We start from the raw sequence: 19,959 nt of genomic DNA, 5'->3' as shown, positions 1-19,959 counted from the left end.
TTCTACTACTTACACAATCTTTTTACCTTTTTTCCAAACAGATTTCACATGGTTAACACCGAATAAATATTGTAATTCTTGATAGTTTTTAACATTCCATAATACAATGTCTGCTTGCTTTCCAACTTCAAGTGATCCGATTTGATCTTGGCGATTAATAGCACACGCAGCGTTGTATGTTGCTGCAGTTAAGCTTTCAGCTGGAGTAAGTCGCATCGAAATACATGCTAAGTTCATTACAAGCGGCATTGAAGTTGTTGGTGAAGAACCTGGATTGCAGTCAGTTGAAATAGCTACTGCTACTCCTTCATCAACCATTTTTCTTCCTTTTGCAGCATCTTCACGTAAATAAAGTGCTGTTGCAGGAAGAAGACAAGCAATTGTTCCTGATTTAGCCATTGCAGCAATGCCTTCATCAGAAGCTTTTAATAAATGCTCGGCTGAAATAGCACCAACTTTTGCTGCTAATTCCGCTCCGCCATACGGTTCAATTTCATCAGCATGAATTTTTGGAATTAGATCATATTTTTTACCTGCTTCTAAAATTCGCTCTGATTGTTCTGGCGTAAATACACCTTTTTCGCAGAATACGTCATTAAATTCAGCTAATTTTTCCTCTGCAATGATTGGTAGCATGTCGTTAATTAAGTGATCAACAAAATCGTCTTCTCGTCCTTTAAACTCTTTCGGCACTGCATGAGCACCCATAAAAGTAGGAACTAATTCAACTGCATGCATATATTTTAATTTTTTCATAACTCTTAACTGCTTTAGCTCGGTTTCTAAATCCATACCATAACCGCTCTTACTTTCTACAGTAGTCACGCCATGTGTTATGAATGAATCTAGACGTCGCATCGTTTGTGCCATCAATTCTTCTTCAGTTGCTTCACGAGTCATGCGGGCAGTCGCATGAATTCCGCCACCCGCATTCATAATATCCATATATGTTGCACCTTCAAGACGCATTTCAAATTCGCGTTCTCGGCTTCCACCATACACAACATGTGTATGTGGATCCACTAGACCAGGAGTAACAAGTTGGTTTGATGCATCTACTACTTCTGCTTCATGAATTTTTTCTGCATAGCGATCTTGAATTTCTTTTGTTGTACCAACAGCTTGAATTACGCCATCTTCAATCCATAAGCTACCGTCTTCAATTAAACCAAGTTCTGACATTGCTTCCTTTGAGCGAGGTCCTTTCACTTCAGAAGCTAGCGTTGCTAATTGAGCTGTATTTTTAATCCAAATTGGTTTTGTCATTACTTATCAGTCCCTTTATCAAGCATTGGAATATTTACTCCTCTTTCACGAGCAGTTTGTTTAGCTAGCTCATAACCTGCATCAGCGTGACGAACTACACCCATTCCAGGGTCTGTTGTTAATACGCGCTCAATACGTGCTTCTGCTTCTTTTGTACCATCTGCAACAATTACGACACCAGCGTGTAATGAATAACCCATTCCTACTCCACCACCGTGGTGAACTGATACCCAAGTAGCGCCACCAACTGCATTAATCATTGCATTTAAGATTGGCCAGTCTGCTACTGCATCTGATCCATCCATCATGCTTTCAGTTTCACGGTTTGGAGATGCTACAGAACCTGAGTCTAAGTGGTCACGTCCAATTACGATTGGAGCTTTTAATTCGCCACTTGCAACCATGTCATTTAAGATTTTACCGAAACGAGCGCGCTCTCCATAACCTAACCAGCAAATACGAGAAGGTAAGCCTTGGAATTGAACTTTTTCTTGTGCCATACGAATCCAGTTACATAAATGCTCATTATCAGCAAATTCACGTAAAATAGCTTGGTCAGTTTTGTAAATATCTTCAGGATCACCTGATAATGCTACCCAACGGAAAGGTCCTTTACCTTCACAGAATTGTGGTCGGATATAAGCTGGAACGAATCCTGGGAAATCAAATGCATTTTCTACGCCTTCATCCTTCGCAACTTGACGGATGTTATTACCGTAATCAAATGTCACAGATCCTTTTTCCATCATTTCAAGCATTGCTTTAACATGAGTTGCCATTGAAGCTTTTGAACGAGCAACATAAAGTTCTGGATTTGAAGCTCTTAATTCTGCAGCTTCTTCTAATGACATCCCTGATGGAGTATAACCGTTTAATGGATCATGTGCTGACGTTTGGTCAGTTAATACTTCTGGAATAAAGTTTCTAGCAATCATCTCTGGTAAAATATCAGCTGCATTACCTACAAGACCGATTGATAATGCTTTACCTTCTTTTTTCGCTTCTTCAGCAAGACGAATAGCTTCATCTAATGAATCTGTTTTAACATCTGTATATCTAGTTTCAATACGACGATCGATTCTTGTTTCATCTACATCAATACCGATACAAACTCCGCCATTCATTGTAACAGCAAGTGGTTGAGCTCCACCCATTCCACCAAGACCAGCAGTAACAGTAATTGTACCTGCAAGTGTGCCATTGAAATGTTGTTTCGCTAATTCTGCAAATGTTTCGTAAGTTCCTTGAACAATACCTTGAGAACCGATATAAATCCAGCTACCAGCTGTCATTTGTCCGTACATCATTAAACCTTTTTTATCTAATTCGTGGAAAGTATCCCAATTAGCAAAAGCAGGTACTAAATTTGAGTTAGCAATTAAAACACGTGGCGCATCAGTATGAGATTTAAAAATCGCAACTGGTTTACCAGATTGAACTAATAATGTTTCATCATTTTCTAAATTCTTTAATGAATCAACAATCGCATCGAAGCACTCCCAGTTACGAGCTGCTTTACCAATTCCACCATATACAACAAGATCCTCCGGACGCTCCGCTACATCTTGATCTAAATTATTCATTAACATACGAAGAACTGCTTCTTGTTGCCAACCTTTTGTATTTAATTCCGTACCTCTATATCTAACTACTTTATCAACTGTAACCGTATTCATAATTTAATACCCCCTTGATGTGATATTTTCAGTCTAACACGAATTTTCCGATATTTTATTATAAAATAATGATTATTTTATAATTTATTTCACTTTACTTAACTTTAAGTTGTATTTTTATAAATTATCTCAAATCAGATTAATTATTTAGTCTATTTTACGATTTAGATCGGAATGCAGGAATGATTTGTAATAAATAATAAACCCAAAATTTAAGCCCGCATCATCGATTAATGAATAATCGTCGATACAGGCTACTATTAACTATTTTTATATAATTTACGAATCATTCTGATTTGGCCACGGTGATTGATTTCGTCCTCAAAAACATGAAACCATTTAAAGTAATTTGTAGCTTTATCTCTACCAAACTCTGTCTGCTCATATAGCCACTCATCTGAAAGTGTATTAAATTTTGCATAAGTTTCTTCTCGAACTGAGTTTAAAAGATTAATATAATAGTCTGCATCATTACCTTTAATTGTCTTCCTAGCATGATCATCTAAGTCTAAACCTGGTAACCATTTCTCTTCTTCTTCAGAATTTAAATCTCGATTTTCAAATGTATTAAGTTGATACCAATATTCAACACTTGCTATATGAGTTAACAACATCCCAATTGTATTACCTGTTGGAGTGTGCAGGTAATCTAACTCCTCCACTTTTATATCTATAATAGCTTCAAGAGTTGTATATCTTACATAATTCATCATTGAAATTAGAGTATTAAAATCTCCTTTTACGCCTTCTTGTTCGCCAACTAATAGTAATTTGTTCCATTCGTACATAGTTGCAACCCCTTTCATTTTTTTCTACTTAAAAATTTAATTTTATAATAATTTATTAATAGAAAAAAGTTAATTATGATGCATCTGCATGAAGACGATGCTTTTTGCAACAATTACATTGAAATAAATAACCTTGTAAATTACCATCATTTTTTAAAGCATCTTTAAATTCTTGAATTGATAAGCCATATTCTTCACTTAGCCTGTTTAAGTCTGTCTCTAATTCTTTTTCTAAATGTTTAACTTCTTCCCATCCAACATAATCAATAATCGAACAGAAATCTCCACAATGACTAAGCCAGTATTCTTGTTGCCACCCCGTATAACCAGGAGTTCGATAAATCAATTCATCTATAAATTCATCACTGTCAACTTCATCACAAGAATCAAAATCTTGAAACTCACCATCATATTTTTTAGCTGCTGAACCATCTGCGATACACCATGGACAAATTCCTTCAACATCTTCTTCTGAGTAAAATGAACCATCGTAAACAAAATTCCGTTTCTGCTCGCAAACAGGACAAACTGTCTCTTCTTCAACTATGACACCTAATTTTATTGGATTTGGATTGTATTTAAAAATTGGTAGATTCACTTATTTTCACCGCCTATTCTCTGTAATTATCGATCAAATTTATTATGGTTACATTATACTAATATGACAAAAAAAGACTACTATAGCAATAGCAGTCAATTTTGGGAATACTATAGTCTTTTAAACCAATTCCTACAAACCAGATCGATAAACTAAAGGAGTACATCCCTCAAGTTGTTTGAACTTTGCATTAAAATATGATTGGTGAGAATAGCCAATTAATCTTGAAATTTCATCTAGTGGTAAGTCTGTTTCATCTAATAATCGTTTTGCTTCTCGAATTCTCACTTCATGGAGCGTCTCTCTAAATGATTGATTGGATTCGGCCGCAAAGCGACGACTAAGTGTACTTTTATTAATTCGGAGTGCATCAGCACAATCCGTTAAACTCCATCCGGCATCCCAATAATTCGATTCAATTAATTCCCTTGTTTTCTCAACTAATGTACGATGTCCTTCTTGGGAAGAATCATGACCTTGTAGCAATAGACTTGTTGTAAAATCAAGCAATTCTTGAACAATTTGATAAATGATCGGTCCATGTACAATTTTTTGGAAAATATCATAATAGGTACCTTCCCAAGATGCATTTTGAAGATTATTTGATTTCATATATCTTCTTATTTGTGCAAGTACACTTGTTAATCGGATTCGTACAATTTCTGGATCTGGGTATGGTTGCTGAAAGGTTAAAAATTCTCGTTCCATCCAGTCTCGAATTGCTTTTGCATCTCTTCTTTCTAGCATTTCAATCCATTGGCGTTGCTCTAGAGGTGTAAGGAATGGATCCTTCTCTTGATATGTCATTGGTTCGTTTTCTGCCAAAATAATATCATAACCTTCAAAGAAGATTCTCCGTGTTAACTGAAGTGTTTGCTCGAAAATTTCTTTTAATGTTTCTTCCTGAGATCCGACTTTCATTACGATTGCAAGAGGCTCATCCATCATTTCTTTCCAACGAGCAAGAAAAGCATTATATTCGTCCTGCAATAACACTTCATCAACTTCATGTACACATAAAATAAAGTCAGATCCTACAAATAAACGATTTTTCCCTGTAAATGGATTTCGTTCTAACGCTTTATAGACAAGAGGGAGTGTCCCAGAATTTGGTGTCAAAAATGCAACCATTGTAATCGGACCATCATACATTCGTTCATTCAAAAAAAGGTCAGGATAATCTATATTAAATGAACTTATTTCTTCATTTTTGTTTCTAGTAAAACGTTCTTTGTTACGAATTTGATAGCGTAATTGTTGAATATGCTTAATTAAATCAGTAGGAGAAAATGGGCGAAACAATACATCCTCCGCTCGATATTGTAGTGCAAGATAGGCAGTTTGAAAAATTCGCTCGGATGAAATACCTAACCAACGAATTGAAAATTTTTGGATTAAATCACCAAATCTTTCACTCTCATTTTTCCAATGGTCCATATCAAATATGACAAGGTCCGGCTGCTGCTTTTGAATAGCCTTTTCAAATTCCCCCATCGTTTTCCAAGAAACAAGGTTAATACCAGTAAAGTGCGATTCCACGACCCACCTAATCCCTGAAGCTTCTAACTCATCTTTTGCAACTAAATGAATTTCCATCGTGATGTTTCACCTTCACTTCTAACTTTTTTATATCATAATAGCAAATTTATTTTGATTATGTAGATTAAAAACGCTTAATTAATCGTTTTTAATGAAATAGTATTTGAAGTGATTGTTAGATTTCAAATTTTCCTTCTAAAAAAAGTGCCTCAAAAGTGTGTAAACTTTTGAGGCACTCACAAACGAATTATTATTTCTGATTAAACGGTGTAACAGGAGGCATAATATGTACTTTTTTATTTGGATAGATTCTTGCAATCACTGTTGATTGTGATAATCGTTTAATATCCTTGCCAGGTAGCTCCATTGATACACCATTCAGTGCAGTCTTATAAACATGCCTAATCGTATAAGGAACATTTTGGTCTTCTAAGAGAGTTTTTATTTCTTCTTGAAATTTTGCATGACTTTCTTCTACTTGCTTAGTCGCTTCTTCTAAAGTAAGTTGTTTTCCAGCTGCCTCAGCTTCCTTTACAGCCACCACAGCAGGCTTCGTCTTGAATTCAATAATAATTGAAGTCATTTGGTTAGTTGAAAAATCAATTGATGGATCTACATAAAAAGAAGGGTTCATTGTAACATTCGCCACCTTTGTCTCATCTGAATTTTTAATTGTATTAAGTGTATTCCCATTACATCCGCTCATAATAAAAAGCATTAAAATTAATAAAATACTTCCTCTATAAAAATTCTTCATATTTACTACATCCCCTTCAAAAACTGTTTAATAAAAAAAGACAACCTATCAGGATTTTATCCTTTAGAGTGTCCTTTCAAACATTATTTTACGTAGGTAAACAAAGTGTAGAAGAATGGGCATTAGTTACATCCTATAATTATCATTCAAAAATTCAATATGATAATTAATAGTCCTTAAATATTGTTTTGTTGTATCTTTAGAAAGACTTTTAATCCTCTTTAGCATATGAACACTTAATACTTTTTCATTGTTATAAATTCTATATTTTTTTAAAGTTGAAAGTCTATAATTATATTGACTCGCTTTTACTTCATTTAGTTTTTTTACATTTATTAGATAATCTGTAAAGTTCATAATTGCCCCTCCTACTTGTATAGAACAACGATTTTTCGTAAAAAGAACTAGTCCTATTATTAAAACCTACTTAGGACTAGTTCTTTGTATCATTCTATTTGGCATGTCTACTAATTATACCTCTAAAGTTTTATTTGTTTGATGTTTCAAGATTCATTAGTACTATGAGAAAATAAAAGAAAAAAAGGAGAGCAAAATTCACTCCCCCTATTTATCATCACACTACCTAAAATACCCACCCAAACTGACTACGATAGCGTATACTAGAAGGCTTTGTCTCAATTATTCATTTAATTAATCCCTAACTCTAGTTTAATCTCATCAATCGTTTTTCCCTTATATTTTTTAACCGGTTTTGGTGCATCCCCAACCGTTGGATTTTGCATTAAGTAATTTTTCTCAAAAAAAGCAAAATCTTTTGCATCAACGATATTATCAAAATTAATGTCTGCGCTTCGTTTATTCGTACCCCAATATGTTTGGATGAATAATGCATCCTTTATGTCAATTACATTGTCTTTATTTACATCTCCTGCAATTGGTGCTTTAAAGTTTATTTCTGGATTCCAATGTGCAGTTGGCATTCCTTCGTCATTTAAAAAGCCCACATGGAATGGAACATACATTGTAAAATGACCTGGTAGATCAAGTGACGCTTCCAATTCTTCAATTGTAACTGGTAGTTTTTCTACAGTTGGTGAGCCGTATGTATTGATTACCCCTGGATATATATTTCCACTTTGGTCTTTTACAGATAGCACTGCACCGATTTTAGATGGATCTACCCTCCAACTTTCCCTCCCTTCTCTTTTTAATGATTCTGGGATTCCAAAACCTCCAGTAATTTTGGAATAGGTTGGTTGGCTCCAAATTGGAGTAATCGCTGAAAACATCGAGATAGTTTGGTTCGCATCATTTTCATACGATGCTGTTGGTGATCTGAAAGTTGATAGCATATTATATGAGTCATTTTTTACTTTTAATGTGACTTCTGCAAAAGATACATCACCAGTTACTTTACCTTCTGTCATTTCTACATTTACATTTAAATTTGTATATGAACCAGATTGAGCTGTGGTCGTTGAGATTTTAGCAGTTCCGAATTTTTCAATAGCTGGATTCAGTTTTACATCTACTAACTCCAGTTGGCCAGTAGTAAAACCGAAGCTTGTTATTATTTTCTTCGCATCTGTTAGATTACTAGCTTTTAAAGTTACCTTAACACTTTCACCTTGATTCACAATTTTTTTATTTACACTTCCATATACAATTGGAGTGCCTTCTGGGATGAAAGTATAGTACTTATAACGGTCACCGATTGCCGCTGAATTATATCCCGCAAGTTCTACATTAAAGCTTTTCGCACTTATTGGAATATTGTATGCGAAGTCTCCTTTTCCATCGACGTAAAATCCGTTTGTAAACAATGAACTATTATTTTTCTCCATAACAAAATTGCCAGATTGATCTATTGAGATTCCTTGCCTTTTATAGTCATCTTGTGTTTTATCAAACACTCTACCTTTAATTGGAAATGATGTCGTGCCAGGCTTATACTCAATTACTCCTTCTTCTAAATCTGTCGTAAATTTAGGAGGTGTAATATCAATCATCGTATGGTCAACCATCGTAAACGTTTTTCCTTCTCGATTTGTACCAATTATTTTTACTTTATAATGACCTGGACCATACGGTACCTTTTCCTTTATAGTTGAAATTGGTTGCTTCGGATTTCCAGTAAACGGTAAGTAATACCCTGTAAAAACACCATCAATATAATAATCTGTATTTTCATTGTACTGAGATGTATTTAGTGTTCCTAAATAGCCAATCTCTTTATCAGTTTCGCTGTCTAATAAAACAAAATCAATTGTTTCCATACTCGATCTAGCATTAAAAACTACACCTGTCGCGTAATTTAATAAAGGATAGAAATTATTGTAATCTGAAGTCTGCATCTTATTGTATGTTGCCATCGAATTAAATCCATCTTCTACATAATGGACACCAAATGGAAGTTGATATTTTTCAGTTGGATCAGCATTATTTGTAAACACAATATAACCTTCATATATTCCTTTTTCCGCAGATTTTGGAATGTTTAAATTCATTTTTATTGATTTTGAACTAATGCCATTTAACTTAACGGATGTAGGCCCTGCAATTGTTACATTATTTTTTGCAGCATCTTTTGAACCTCTAAGTCCAGTTTGAAATTTGGCTTCAATACTAAAGATTTTCGCTTTTTCACTTCTATTCTTCATAGTAATATTTCGTGTAGAAGTTTGATCTAAATCATTAAAACTAATTGAACCAAAGCTCATTGCACCCGTTAACTCGTTAATAGATTTTTCTTTTCCATCAATAATCATTGGCGTTTTATCAACAACACTAATTTCAACGTTTGAATGAATAGCTTCATAAGCATCTACTCTTCCACTACCAATCTCATAAACACTATAATCTTTCGATAATGAATCAGCCGTATTCATTAAGATTGATTTTACGTCTGCTGGTTGTAAATCTTTATTAGATTGGAGTAATAATGCTGAAACTCCTGCAACATAAGGGGTTGCCATCGATGTTCCTGATAAACGTTCATAGGCTATTTTATAGTCTTCCGACCTAGTTCCATCTGCTGTTTTATTATTAACATAAAACGGAACAGTTGAAAGTACAGCAACACCAGGTCCGGTAATCTCTGGTTTGATATCATAATTTACCCTCGAAGGACCTCTTGAGCTAAATACCGCTAATTCATCATCTGCCGTTTTTACTTTTGTAAATTCACCAAATGTAAAATCAGTATCCCCGGCTTTCATCGCTGTTGAAATTGCCATTCCGTCTTCATATGAAACTGAAAAACTAGGAATTGAATTGACCGATTCACCTAAATACGCTTGGATTAGTCCTTCAGCTTTATTCACTTCATTGTTATAAATAATTACGCCAGCTGCGCCTTTACTTTTAGCTAGTTTAATTTTATCTACAAATACAGTGTCTCCACGAGAGATAAAAGCTATTTTTCCATTTACATCTTTACCGTTATAATCTGTTGCCTTACCAAGCCCAACGTCTACTAATTTAAACGTTTTTCCTTTTAAAGTTGTTAACTCATCTGAATAATTTCTTGCCATCTCTCTAACAGCATAATTTTTGCCATTTTGTAATCCAGTAAACTGAAACATATTAATTGCAGTTGAGGAAGCTCCAACAGTTAATGCTAAAGCTGATGAACCTGGAGAACCAAGAGTATACATTTGGTCTCCACTATTACCTGCAGCAACTACAGTTGTTACACCACTTAAAACTGCATTGTTAACAGCAACTGATGTAGCATAAAGAGGATCATTAATTGATGCCCCTAACGACATGTTTATAATATCCATTCCATCTGCAACAGCTTTATCTAATGCAGCAATAATATTAGCAGTTGTCCCACTACCATATGGTCCTAATACTCTATAAGCATAAAGATCTGCTTCGGGAGCAGCGCCAAGTGTTTTATACTCACTATTAGCAACACCACGACCGCCTATTATTCCAGCAACGTGCGTACCGTGTTCTGTATAATATGTATTTGAGCCAGAAAGCTCAGGCTGACCAGATTTTTTCCAATCCGCATACGTTGTTTCCATCGGATCATTATCATTGTTAACAAAATCATATCCACCTTTATATGCGTCCTTTAAATCAGGGTGATTATAATCAATTCCTGTATCAAGTATACCGATTTTGATACCTTTTCCTGTATAACCCTCTTCATGTAAACGATCTAATCCATCATACGGTGTATAATTAGTGACATTAAACTCATCAGCTTTTAACTGCTCATTATTTTCTGCTTGTTTTGGTGGATCAATTGAAAACTTTTCATTTTTCCAAACGGCTTTAACAACTTTTGATTTCAAAAGATTTTTAATTTGATTTGCTGGTAAGTTCATCGCTACACCATTGAACGCATGCTTATAAGAGCGATTAATTTTAAAATTTACTTTTGATTTTTTCCCATCAATTAAAACCTTATTTACATCTGCCTGAAAATCTGCATGATCTTGATCTACTAGTTTAGAAGCTTCCGTTTTAGAAAGCTGCTTTCCTTCTGCATTTAATTCAAGTTGTGCAACCTTTTCGGGTTTATTGGAAAACTCAACGATTACATCTGTTTGTTCATTGGAATTTAAATCCATATGTGATATTTGAAGACCTTTCGACTCATTAGATGATAGCTCTTTTAAAGCTACCCTTTGTGTTGGTGTTAATTTTGTAAGAATTTCTTCTGCTTTTGAATAACTATCAGCTTTTGAAACATGACCTACAACTCCTACATTGGCTAAAATAAAACTTGATGATAATGATACGACAGTCATCCTTTTTAAGAACTTTCCTTTTCGTGAATTACTCCCCATTTTCTTCCTCCTATGTTTCGACTATATTCTCAATTATTCTGAAAATTCGGTCGGTGGTCAAACGGGTTATTTTAATGTGATGAAATCAACACTTTATTTAAAAATAGACTGTTTTCGACTTTTTTTGATATAAAAGTCAGTAAAAATTCACACAAGTTGGAAAATAACGTATTTAAAATAAAAAAGCCCTATTGAAGAATTCAATAGGAATTTTAAAAAGACCTTATCCAAGTTTGGATAGGTCTTCTATTAATAATACTTTAATTTAATTGATTCATCGTTACAGAAAAGATATAGCTTTGATACTTATCACAGCCTTCATACCTAAATCTCTTTCCGTCTTTTTTATATTCTCTACCATCTTCTTGAAAACCTAAATCTTGTAAAGCGTCTTTAATTGAACCATTTTCGTAATCTTTTCCGACTTGGAATTCGATACTCAAATTACTCACCCTTTTACTAGTTTTTATTATTTATTTTGGTAATTTTAGGGTGATTTTATACTTGAGAGTAATCATCTAATAATACTACTTTTGCTACGAAATCATGTTCAGAGTTTAGTGAATTACTTATTTCTAGAATGATATCATCATAATCTCTTTCGATACGTGGCCAACTAGTCGGTCTATAACCCGTACTCATCGTGCAACCTCTTTCTAAAATATCTCCAAACAGAAGCATCTGATTCTTCCATTGATGTCATATCTGAAAGTGGCTTTGATCCTAGTGTATCTTCATATGGACCCTTATATTTAATTTCAAAAGCTGCGTTTTGGTTTATCAAAAATACTTTTTCATCTTGTTCCGTACCATTAGATTCTGGATTACTATTTTCCCCTTCATTTACTATTTCTTGAACTGGATAGACTTTCCCAGTCCTTGATTTCCAAAGAGTGTTACTTTTTATTCTAGCTTGCTCGTTAGTTTCTTTTCTTTGATAGCCAATAAATCGTCCGTCATTATCCAGTTATTTATAGTAGTAATACTTACTCCAAAATAAATAGATAATTGTCCTGTTGTATATTCACTTACAGACTCATCTTGATTTGAGGCCACATCTGCTAACAAATTTAGTATTTCTCTGTAATAAGTTTTTAACAACTCTGAATCAGATAAAATCTGTTCGCTAAGCTTGCTATATTGTAGCTTGTTACCTTCCCTCTTATCTACATAGTTCACCAACACTTTAAAAAACAAAATCTTATCTTCTTCGTCATGCTTTTGGTATTTCCGACTTTACCTTCTAACTAAATTAAAAAATAATCATTTACTAATATAATAATTTCCATACTTTTTCTCCCTTTAGGCTCCTTTTTCTTGAGTTAATTTTAACCAAAAACATACATATTCTTAATAAAATTCGATTTTTTATTTACCAATTTTTAACTAAAATCAATACTTTTTAACTATTTTAAAGATTCTGAATTAATATTTCCTCTATATTTCCGCTTATTTTTGTCTCTCATAACGCAAGAATTGACGAATTTTGTAGTTTGATAAACCAGTTTTTCGGATGATACGATGAATTCCTCAATACCACATTTGTTAACCAAGGGGAGGAATTTTTAATGAACAAAAAAGTTTTAGCGGTTGGATTATCTGTAGGTTTGGCGGCAAGTAGTTTAGCGGTAACTAATACATATGCTGCACCAAAAAATGTATTGTCAAATTACAAGTACAACAAATCAGTAGGATCTCCTGAATTCGTTTCTGGACAGCTGACAAAACCATCAGCTAAGAATGCTGAAAGCGTTGTAAAAGCTTATGTAAATGCTAACAAAGATAAGTTCAAACTAGGTTCAAAGTCTGCAAATGAGTCGTTCATTGTTAAGTCTAGCAAAAAAGATACTTATGGTACCGCACTTCACTTACAACAAGTTTATAATGGTGTTCCTGTATGGGGATCTACTCAAACGGCTGTAGTTGGAGATAATGGTGCTCTAAATGTATTCTCTGGTACAGTAATTCCAAACTTAGATACTAAAAAAGGGTTAAAATCTACTAAAAAAGTTAACGCTAATAAATCTATCAAAATCGCAGAAACAGACCTTGGATATACTCCTGTCTATGAAAAAGACCCTACAGCTCAACTAGTAGTTTATACAAGTGGTGATGATGCTACATATGCTTATCAAGTAAACTTAAACTTCCTTTCTCCAAAACCAGGAAACTATAATTATTTCATTGAAGCTTCAACAGGAAAAATTTTAAATAAATATAATAGTATTGATACAATGGACAGCATCCATGCTGCTAGTAAATCAGCTGGAGCATCAGTTGCTAAACCATCAGTTACTGGTACAAATGTAACTGCAACAGGAAAAGGTGTACTTGGTGATACAAAAACATTAAATATGACTCAATCTGGTTCAACTTATTATTTACAAGACAATACAAGAGGAAACGGTATTTTCACATATAATGGAGCTAATCGTACTACTCTTCCTGGTACACTTTTGACAAGCACTGACACACTACTAAATAGTACAAGTGAAGCTGCAGCAGTTGATGCACATTATTATGCTGGAAAAACATACGACTATTACAAAACTGTTTTTGGACGTAATTCATTTGATGGTAATGGTGCTGCCTTAAAATCAACTGTCCATTATAGCCGTAGTTATAACAATGCATTTTGGAACGGTACTCAAATGGTTTATGGAGATGGTGATGGAACAACATTCACTTACTTATCAGGTGGACTTGACGTAGTAGCGCATGAGTTAACTCACGCTGTTACAGAAAGAAGTTCAAACTTAATCTATCAAAATGAATCTGGTGCATTAAACGAAGCTATTTCGGATATTTTTGGAACTGTAATTGAGTTCTATAATAATAACAATCCAGATTACGAGATTGGTGAAGATATCTATACACCAGGTATTGCTGGTGACGCTCTTCGTTCAATGAGTGATCCAACTAAATATGGTGATCCAGATCATTACTCAAAACGTTACACTGGAACATCTGATAATGGTGGCGTTCACACAAATAGCAGTATTATCAATAAAGCTGCTTACTTAATTTCAGCAGGTGGAACTCATTATGGTGTAACTGTTTCAGGCATCGGTATTGATAAATTAGGAAAAATTTTCTATCGTGCAAATACTGTTTACTTAACTTCTTCAGCAACTTTTAGTCAAGCACGTGCAGCACTTGTACAATCTGCTGCTGACCTATATGGTGCAAGTTCTGCTGAAGTAACAGCTGTTAATAATGCATTTGATGCAGTTGGTGTAAAATAAAGTTTGATTTATAAAGAAAAAGAAGCCTCATAAGTGTAAGTACTTATGAGGCTCTTTTTTGGGCGAATGGAGGCAGCGAATTCGAATGCTTTTTATTGAGAAACTTTCGTACCGTTCAAGAAATTGAGTAATTCATTAAATGTATTTTGGGCAGCTTTCGTATTCATTTGGAACTGGTATTCATGACCTAGTTTTCCTTCTGATTTACTATAAAAGACTTGCTTAACACCTGTTCTTTTTTCTAGTAAAGTTGCGAATTTTTTACCTTGTGATTCGAAGGAACCTGTATTTCCATCAGTTATAAATGTTGAAACAAATTTTTCTGGTACATTTCTTAAAAGGGATGTTTCCTTTGTCATCTTTTCATCTTCCCAATTGTATTTTCCAAAATAGGCCCATCCAACCCGTTTAAATACAAATTTAATAAATCTTGATGAAGCGTTTGTCTGAACTTCTTTCATATCATAAGGACCACAAAGAAGAATCGCACCACGGATTGTATTTGGATCAACACTTTGACCTATTTTAGCTGTATCGGAGTAGTGTTTATTCATTTGAATGCTTACAAATTGTGCTGTAAGCTGAGCTCCCGCTGAATCTCCAGCTATATAAATATTGTTTAAATCCAGTTCATATTTACCAGCATTTTTTTTGACAAATTTGTATGCTTGATCAATTTGTTGTAGAGGTATTGGATAAGCAACACTTGGAGCTAAGGGGTAATTTATATTCACTACATTATACCCATGACTCGCGATATATGTAGCATATTTCCGAACATCATTTTTATCTCCAGCTACAAAAGCTCCACCATGAATCCAAAAAATAGTTGGAACGTATTTCAAATCACCTTTATACTTAATCAAATCAAACGTACTGCTTTTATATTTTGATGAGTATTCAATATCAGTATCCATTGTTGTTTTTTGTTTTGCTATACCATAATCAGCTGCCTCTACTTCAATCCCACCGGCGAAAGACTTTTTCAAAAACCACGTAACAGGTCTTGGAGATAGAAATATCGATCCAACACCAACTATGATCAGTAAAAGTAAACATATTCCAATTATTTTAAATGTGCGCTTCATATTTGTCCTCCAGATAAAGTGCTATCTGAAGATTATTATTCGATTTTCCAAAAAATATCATACATTAAGTCAGATCTTAATCTAATTCTACCAATTATTAAAGTCAGTAATATCAAATCAAGCAGAGTTCACAAAGTGTTCGCGCTTTTCTAGGTTAATCTAATTTCGTTCACTTATTAGATTAATAACATTTTCTTAAGCGCATTGTAAATACCATGTTCATTGCAACTATCTGTGATTAAATTAGCTTTCTCTTTTACCGCAGTTTCAGCATTTCCCATTGCAACGCCAATTCCTGAATGTTCCATTAGTTCGATGTCGTTCATTCCATCACCGAAGAAGACAATATCTTCTTGCTTAAATCCATTTTCTTTAGCGATTTTCAAAATTGTCTTTGCTTTCGAACCCTCTCTAGGAATGACATCTGAGCCATATTGGTGCCAACTCACATATCGGAATTCGTTGATATCATATTTATGAAGATCTTCAGTCTTACAAAAAAGCATAGCTTGAATAATGGAATTTTCTTTCCAATACATTTCATCAAAATCAGGGATAATCAAACCTAAACTTTCATAAGAACTTGTTAATGACTCTCCAGGTTCTTCAAAATGTCTTTTTACTCCGTCCAATGTTTGGAACACAATCTGGTCATTGTTTTCCTTCGCAATATTAATTAGTTTCATAATCGATTCTTTTGAAAATACTTCCTCATGTGCTAATTCATGGCGGACATACCCTACTGACCCATTGCATAAAACATAAGTATCAATTTCGAGTTCGTCGACAATTGATATTGCAGAAGTGTAGTCTCTTCCTGTTGCGATTACGATTTCATGTCCATTTTCTTTAAGAGAAACTAAAGCTTGTTTCGTACTATCTAGAAACTTCATTTCAGTCGTTAATAATGTTCCATCAATGTCAAAAACTATAAATTTTTTACTCATTTTCTTTCCCCACATTTTTCTCTATTTTTTTTATCTTTAATTATGCTTTAAACAGAATCTCTTTCTACAATTCGATAAGGTATTTTTATTTTTTCTCTAGATTTCTTTATGACAAGGCTACAAGCTTGTTCACCGATTTTCGTTAATTGGTGATCCACTGTAGAAATTCCCATCCCGATACCAATTGGTTGATTTTCTTGACCAATGATTGCTAAATCAGTAGGGATTTTCACTTGTTGTGACTTTGCGTATAAAAACATGCCCCCTGCCACTTCGTCTCCATTTGCATAGATAGCAGTTGGCTTTTTTTGTAATTCCAGGAATTTCTTTGCAGCTTCATATCCGTCTTCTAAGCAATGACAATCTGATAGATGGTATTCAGGTTGAAGTTCACCAAAAATCTCATTGTAAGCAGTAATCATTTGTTTCGTGCTATTACTTTCTAGCCTAGCTGTTGTGAATGCTACCACAGCATGCCCTTTGTTTTTTAATAGTTGGAAAGCATCTAGATAAGAAGAATAGCGGTCCATATAAGAACAACCAATTTCTTTGTGTTGTGTATATTCACAAGCAACAATTGAACCATATTCGCTAAACGGAATGATTGTTTCCCAATCATTTGCTCGTGAAGTGATAATGATGCCATCATACAGCTTGCTTTTTAACTTTTGCAAATACTCCACTTCTTTTTCTTTACGATAATTTGAAGGAAGTACCGTTATCAAAAAATCTTTCTCTAATGCCTTGTTCAGTATTCCGTTTAATATTTGATCAAATGCTGGATTGTTGTTATATGGGAGAATAACACCAATTGTCCTTGTTTCTCCTCGAATTAAATCAATTGCATTTTTATTTGGTGTATAGTTCATTTCTTCAATAACTTTCAGAACTGCCTCTCGTTTATCACTAGCAACATACTTATAATTGTTTAAGACTCTAGAAACAGTAGAGACAGATACACCTGCTAATCTTGCAATATCGTTAATATTTGTCATCACACACCTCCAACACATATGAATTTTCAAGGATTTTTATGTTTTAACATTCATTTTGGAAAAAGCGTTTATAAAGGAAACAAGGTTTCCACTGTATGCCCATCTTACCGTAATCCTGTGTTCTCCTACAATGAATGTAGAATGTTCAAACTCTCTTCTTTCTCCTTCAAACCAGAAGGATTTTTCCAAATTTAATAGCTTATTGCTTACAATATATAATCTTTTATTGGTTAAATACAAATCTCCAAAGTAAATATTCTGTGTTCCATCAAAGATATCCAATAAACCTGTAACGGTAGACAATAGATGTTCATCGTATTTAAAATCAATTTTACTGTTCATCTTTTTTCTCCCTTCGTTGAAAATCGGCTTACTTTCAATCTAATTTATGAAATGGATTTCAAGTCAAGAGAAAAAATCAAACTAAATTTCAAGCCAGCTATCTGGAAGTAGATTAAGGTTAATAGCCATAAGAAATAGAGAGAATTGACAATCAAAAAAAAGTTGGAATCATCTTTTTTATTGATTCCAACTTTTTTATATACTGACTATTTTTGGCTGTTGTGTATCGCCTGCTTTTCCAAATACTTGTACATCTTTTTCATATTTTCTGGTGCGTCCAATGGGTCTTTTACAATCATTTCAATAATACAGAGTCTTTCAGAACATTCAATTTCAGCTTGGTTAATTGCCTGTTCAAGCTCTCCATTGGTACTGACAATCGCAGTAAACGCATTGCCCCCAAAGGCTTCAGCCAGCTTAGTATAAGACCACCTAGGGATTTTGTTGTATTTTTGATTTTTAGTTTTGACATTTAAATATTTTTCAATCGTATAACCGTCATTGTTTAAGACGAAAATGATAGGTTTACAGCCGTAATAGAGCATCGAGCTGATTTCTTGAGCAGTTAACTGTAGTGATCCATCACCTGTGAACAGTAACACCCGACGTTCTGGAGCCGCGATACTTGCACCGAACGTCGAGGGGGTTGCATATCCAATGGATCCCCAGCCTCCTTGCCCAATATATGTAACATTACTCGGCAGCCTCACCTCCGCCATACCATTGAAGAGTGTACCAATCTCAACAATCAAAATGTCATCCTTTTTCAGCATACGTTGAAGAAGTGGATAATAGCCGGCCGCTTTAAGTGGTTCATCATTACTTACATTGTTTTGATTGTATGGAAATGACACCTGTTTGAGTAATCCTTGACCTTTATAACCAACATTTTGTACTGCTTGAAGCATGTCGGTAGCAAGAACGTTTAGATATACTGCACCTGCAATTTTAACTAGGTCTGATTGGATATCGATCGTCACCATTGAATTCAGTTTTGCGGTAAAATTCGCTGTGTTGGTGTCCGCGGGTACCAAGCCAATCGCAATGATACAGTCTGCATTTTCTACCGTACTTTGAACTTCAGAACATCCAAACGAGCCTAAGTACATTCCGATATAATTAGAATGGGTTTCATCGAATGCCCCTTTACCAAACATCATGGAAACAACGGGTATATTCATTGCGTCAACTAGCTGCTTAACTGCAGCCTGAAGGCCAAAACGTATGGTTTTCACATCCACTAGGATGACTGGCCGCTTTGCACAATCTAGCAACTGACGGACATGTTCTGCTGCAGCCTGAAGAGATATTAAGTTAGACGTTTTTTGTTGTGGTGTTGGTTCTATCCGGTTCATAATCGGCTGATCAACTAAATCATCGGCCACAACGAGGTAAACAGGCTGTTTCTTTTCTTTTGCAATGCGAATAGCAGCCGGAATTTCAATCATGGCATTTTCAGGTGTGATAACGGCATTATAGGCCGTTATTTGTTTATACATATTACGAAATACATTAAAATCTCCATCCATTAAAGTGTGGTGCATCAGTTTGTGTTCTTTTTGATCTTTTTCTTTTGGCGAACCAACAATATGAATTATGGGAACATGTTCACTATAGGCTCCAGCTATCGGATTGCATGCGTTCAACTCCCCAACTCCAAACGTCGTAATAAGAGCGGAAATCCCGTTGATTCTTGCGTAACCATCTGAAGCATAACCCGCGTTTAGTTCGTTCCGACCTTCGATAAACTGGATTCCGTTATATCGCTCCAAAGTATCAAGTAGTGAAAAATTATAGTCTCCTGCGACGCCAAAAATTTTTGTAATGCCTTCTAGCTTCAAGCAATCAAACAAAAACTGTCCAACTGTTTTTTGGGCCATTCCAGAAAGCGTGTCGGGATTAACCGTATTCTTCATTTTATCCATTACACACTCACTCCTTTACCAGTGTTT

At 34.5% G+C, this 19,959-nt stretch carries 18 protein-coding genes; 1 reads left to right on the top strand and 17 read right to left on the bottom strand.

All coding sequences use genetic code 11. From position 1 onward, the window contains the following. Positions 1-9: 9 nt before the first annotated feature. The 12 genes from hutI to ACFWM3_RS14010 form a co-directional block, all read right to left on the bottom strand. A complete protein-coding gene (gene hutI / locus ACFWM3_RS14065) occupies positions 10-1,266 on the bottom strand; it encodes an imidazolonepropionase (protein WP_390311727.1) in 1,257 nt (418 codons plus the stop codon). Next, entirely contained in the window at positions 1,266-2,942 is a 1,677-nt protein-coding gene (gene hutU / locus ACFWM3_RS14060) for a urocanate hydratase (protein WP_390311726.1), read from the bottom strand. Before hutU ends, hutI begins: the two co-directional genes overlap by 1 nt. Before the next feature lie 260 nt (positions 2,943-3,202). After that, positions 3,203-3,730, bottom strand: a complete 528-nt coding sequence (locus ACFWM3_RS14055; RefSeq protein WP_390311725.1) for a DinB family protein — start codon at positions 3,728-3,730, stop codon at positions 3,203-3,205. A gap of 73 nt (positions 3,731-3,803) precedes the next feature. Next, entirely contained in the window at positions 3,804-4,328 is a 525-nt protein-coding gene (locus ACFWM3_RS14050) for a CbrC family protein (RefSeq protein WP_390311724.1), read from the bottom strand. Between the two features lie 132 nt (positions 4,329-4,460). Continuing rightward, on the bottom strand, positions 4,461-5,924 hold the full coding sequence (locus ACFWM3_RS14045; protein WP_390311722.1) for a response regulator transcription factor: 1,464 nt from the start codon (positions 5,922-5,924) through the stop codon (positions 4,461-4,463). A gap of 193 nt (positions 5,925-6,117) precedes the next feature. Then, positions 6,118-6,624 carry a protease inhibitor I9 family protein gene (locus ACFWM3_RS14040; RefSeq protein ID WP_390311720.1) on the bottom strand — a complete coding sequence of 169 codons (507 nt, stop codon included), beginning with the start codon at positions 6,622-6,624 and terminating at the stop codon, positions 6,118-6,120. Positions 6,625-6,750: 126 nt separating this feature from the next. Then, positions 6,751-6,981, bottom strand: coding sequence for a hypothetical protein (locus ACFWM3_RS14035; protein ID WP_056472965.1), 231 nt, complete (start codon positions 6,979-6,981; stop codon positions 6,751-6,753). A gap of 290 nt (positions 6,982-7,271) precedes the next feature. Next, on the bottom strand, positions 7,272-11,390 hold the full coding sequence (locus ACFWM3_RS14030) for a S8 family serine peptidase (RefSeq protein WP_390311718.1): 4,119 nt from the start codon (positions 11,388-11,390) through the stop codon (positions 7,272-7,274). A 260-nt stretch (positions 11,391-11,650) separates the two neighbouring features. Beyond that, complete coding sequence (locus tag ACFWM3_RS14025; protein WP_056472960.1) at positions 11,651-11,833, bottom strand: hypothetical protein; 183 nt, start codon at positions 11,831-11,833, stop codon at positions 11,651-11,653. Positions 11,834-11,888: 55 nt separating this feature from the next. After that, positions 11,889-12,032 carry a hypothetical protein gene (locus tag ACFWM3_RS14020; protein WP_156339692.1) on the bottom strand — a complete coding sequence of 48 codons (144 nt, stop codon included), beginning with the start codon at positions 12,030-12,032 and terminating at the stop codon, positions 11,889-11,891. Next, positions 12,016-12,174, bottom strand: a complete 159-nt coding sequence (locus ACFWM3_RS14015; protein WP_390311715.1) for a hypothetical protein — start codon at positions 12,172-12,174, stop codon at positions 12,016-12,018. Before ACFWM3_RS14015 ends, ACFWM3_RS14020 begins: the two co-directional genes overlap by 17 nt. A 119-nt stretch (positions 12,175-12,293) precedes the next feature. Beyond that, the gene (locus tag ACFWM3_RS14010) at positions 12,294-12,587 is read right to left on the bottom strand and encodes a hypothetical protein (protein ID WP_390311714.1); all 294 of its coding nucleotides are present in this window, start codon (positions 12,585-12,587) and stop codon (positions 12,294-12,296) included. 371 nt (positions 12,588-12,958) lie between these two features. On the opposite strand from ACFWM3_RS14010, the gene ACFWM3_RS14005 reads away from it, so the two are divergent. Continuing rightward, the gene (locus ACFWM3_RS14005; protein WP_390311713.1) at positions 12,959-14,635 is read left to right on the top strand and encodes a M4 family metallopeptidase; all 1,677 of its coding nucleotides are present in this window, start codon (positions 12,959-12,961) and stop codon (positions 14,633-14,635) included. Positions 14,636-14,727: 92 nt separating this feature from the next. On the opposite strand, the gene ACFWM3_RS14000 is transcribed toward ACFWM3_RS14005, so the two are convergent. From ACFWM3_RS14000 to ACFWM3_RS13980, 5 genes are all read right to left on the bottom strand, one after another. Further along, positions 14,728-15,723, bottom strand: a complete 996-nt coding sequence (locus ACFWM3_RS14000; protein ID WP_390311712.1) for an alpha/beta hydrolase — start codon at positions 15,721-15,723, stop codon at positions 14,728-14,730. Between the two features lie 176 nt (positions 15,724-15,899). Beyond that, on the bottom strand, positions 15,900-16,670 hold the full coding sequence (locus ACFWM3_RS13995; RefSeq protein WP_390311711.1) for a Cof-type HAD-IIB family hydrolase: 771 nt from the start codon (positions 16,668-16,670) through the stop codon (positions 15,900-15,902). 47 nt (positions 16,671-16,717) lie between these two features. Then, positions 16,718-17,665, bottom strand: coding sequence for a LacI family DNA-binding transcriptional regulator (locus ACFWM3_RS13990; RefSeq protein WP_390311710.1), 948 nt, complete (start codon positions 17,663-17,665; stop codon positions 16,718-16,720). A gap of 36 nt (positions 17,666-17,701) precedes the next feature. Next, positions 17,702-18,007, bottom strand: coding sequence for a hypothetical protein (locus ACFWM3_RS13985; protein ID WP_390311709.1), 306 nt, complete (start codon positions 18,005-18,007; stop codon positions 17,702-17,704). A gap of 206 nt (positions 18,008-18,213) precedes the next feature. Continuing rightward, positions 18,214-19,932 carry an alpha-keto acid decarboxylase family protein gene (locus tag ACFWM3_RS13980; protein ID WP_390311708.1) on the bottom strand — a complete coding sequence of 573 codons (1,719 nt, stop codon included), beginning with the start codon at positions 19,930-19,932 and terminating at the stop codon, positions 18,214-18,216. Positions 19,933-19,959 lie beyond the last annotated feature (27 nt).

Source organism: Gottfriedia sp. NPDC058432 (assembly GCF_042721555.1).
Classification (GTDB): Bacteria; Bacillota; Bacilli; order Bacillales; family Bacillaceae_G; genus Gottfriedia.
The sequence above is the reverse complement of the archived record's forward strand: the minus strand, read 5'-3'. Positions and strand labels throughout refer to the sequence as shown.

Coding starts and splice junctions, on each gene's coding strand:
- ACFWM3_RS13980 (WP_390311708.1), bottom strand. CDS start 19,932: ATGGATAAAATGAAGAATACGGTTAATCCCGACACGCTTTCTGGAATG.
- ACFWM3_RS14030 (WP_390311718.1), bottom strand. CDS start 11,390: ATGGGGAGTAATTCACGAAAAGGAAAGTTCTTAAAAAGGATGACTGTC.
- ACFWM3_RS14020 (WP_156339692.1), bottom strand. CDS start 12,032: ATGAGTACGGGTTATAGACCGACTAGTTGGCCACGTATCGAAAGAGAT.
- ACFWM3_RS13985 (WP_390311709.1), bottom strand. CDS start 18,007: ATGAACAGTAAAATTGATTTTAAATACGATGAACATCTATTGTCTACC.
- ACFWM3_RS14040 (WP_390311720.1), bottom strand. CDS start 6,624: ATGAAGAATTTTTATAGAGGAAGTATTTTATTAATTTTAATGCTTTTT.
- ACFWM3_RS14045 (WP_390311722.1), bottom strand. CDS start 5,924: ATGGAAATTCATTTAGTTGCAAAAGATGAGTTAGAAGCTTCAGGGATT.
- hutI (WP_390311727.1), bottom strand. CDS start 1,266: ATGACAAAACCAATTTGGATTAAAAATACAGCTCAATTAGCAACGCTA.
- hutU (WP_390311726.1), bottom strand. CDS start 2,942: ATGAATACGGTTACAGTTGATAAAGTAGTTAGATATAGAGGTACGGAA.
- ACFWM3_RS13995 (WP_390311711.1), bottom strand. CDS start 16,670: ATGAGTAAAAAATTTATAGTTTTTGACATTGATGGAACATTATTAACG.
- ACFWM3_RS14035 (WP_056472965.1), bottom strand. CDS start 6,981: ATGAACTTTACAGATTATCTAATAAATGTAAAAAAACTAAATGAAGTA.
- ACFWM3_RS14005 (WP_390311713.1), top strand. CDS start 12,959: ATGAACAAAAAAGTTTTAGCGGTTGGATTATCTGTAGGTTTGGCGGCA.
- ACFWM3_RS14000 (WP_390311712.1), bottom strand. CDS start 15,723: ATGAAGCGCACATTTAAAATAATTGGAATATGTTTACTTTTACTGATC.
- ACFWM3_RS13990 (WP_390311710.1), bottom strand. CDS start 17,665: ATGACAAATATTAACGATATTGCAAGATTAGCAGGTGTATCTGTCTCT.
- ACFWM3_RS14055 (WP_390311725.1), bottom strand. CDS start 3,730: ATGTACGAATGGAACAAATTACTATTAGTTGGCGAACAAGAAGGCGTA.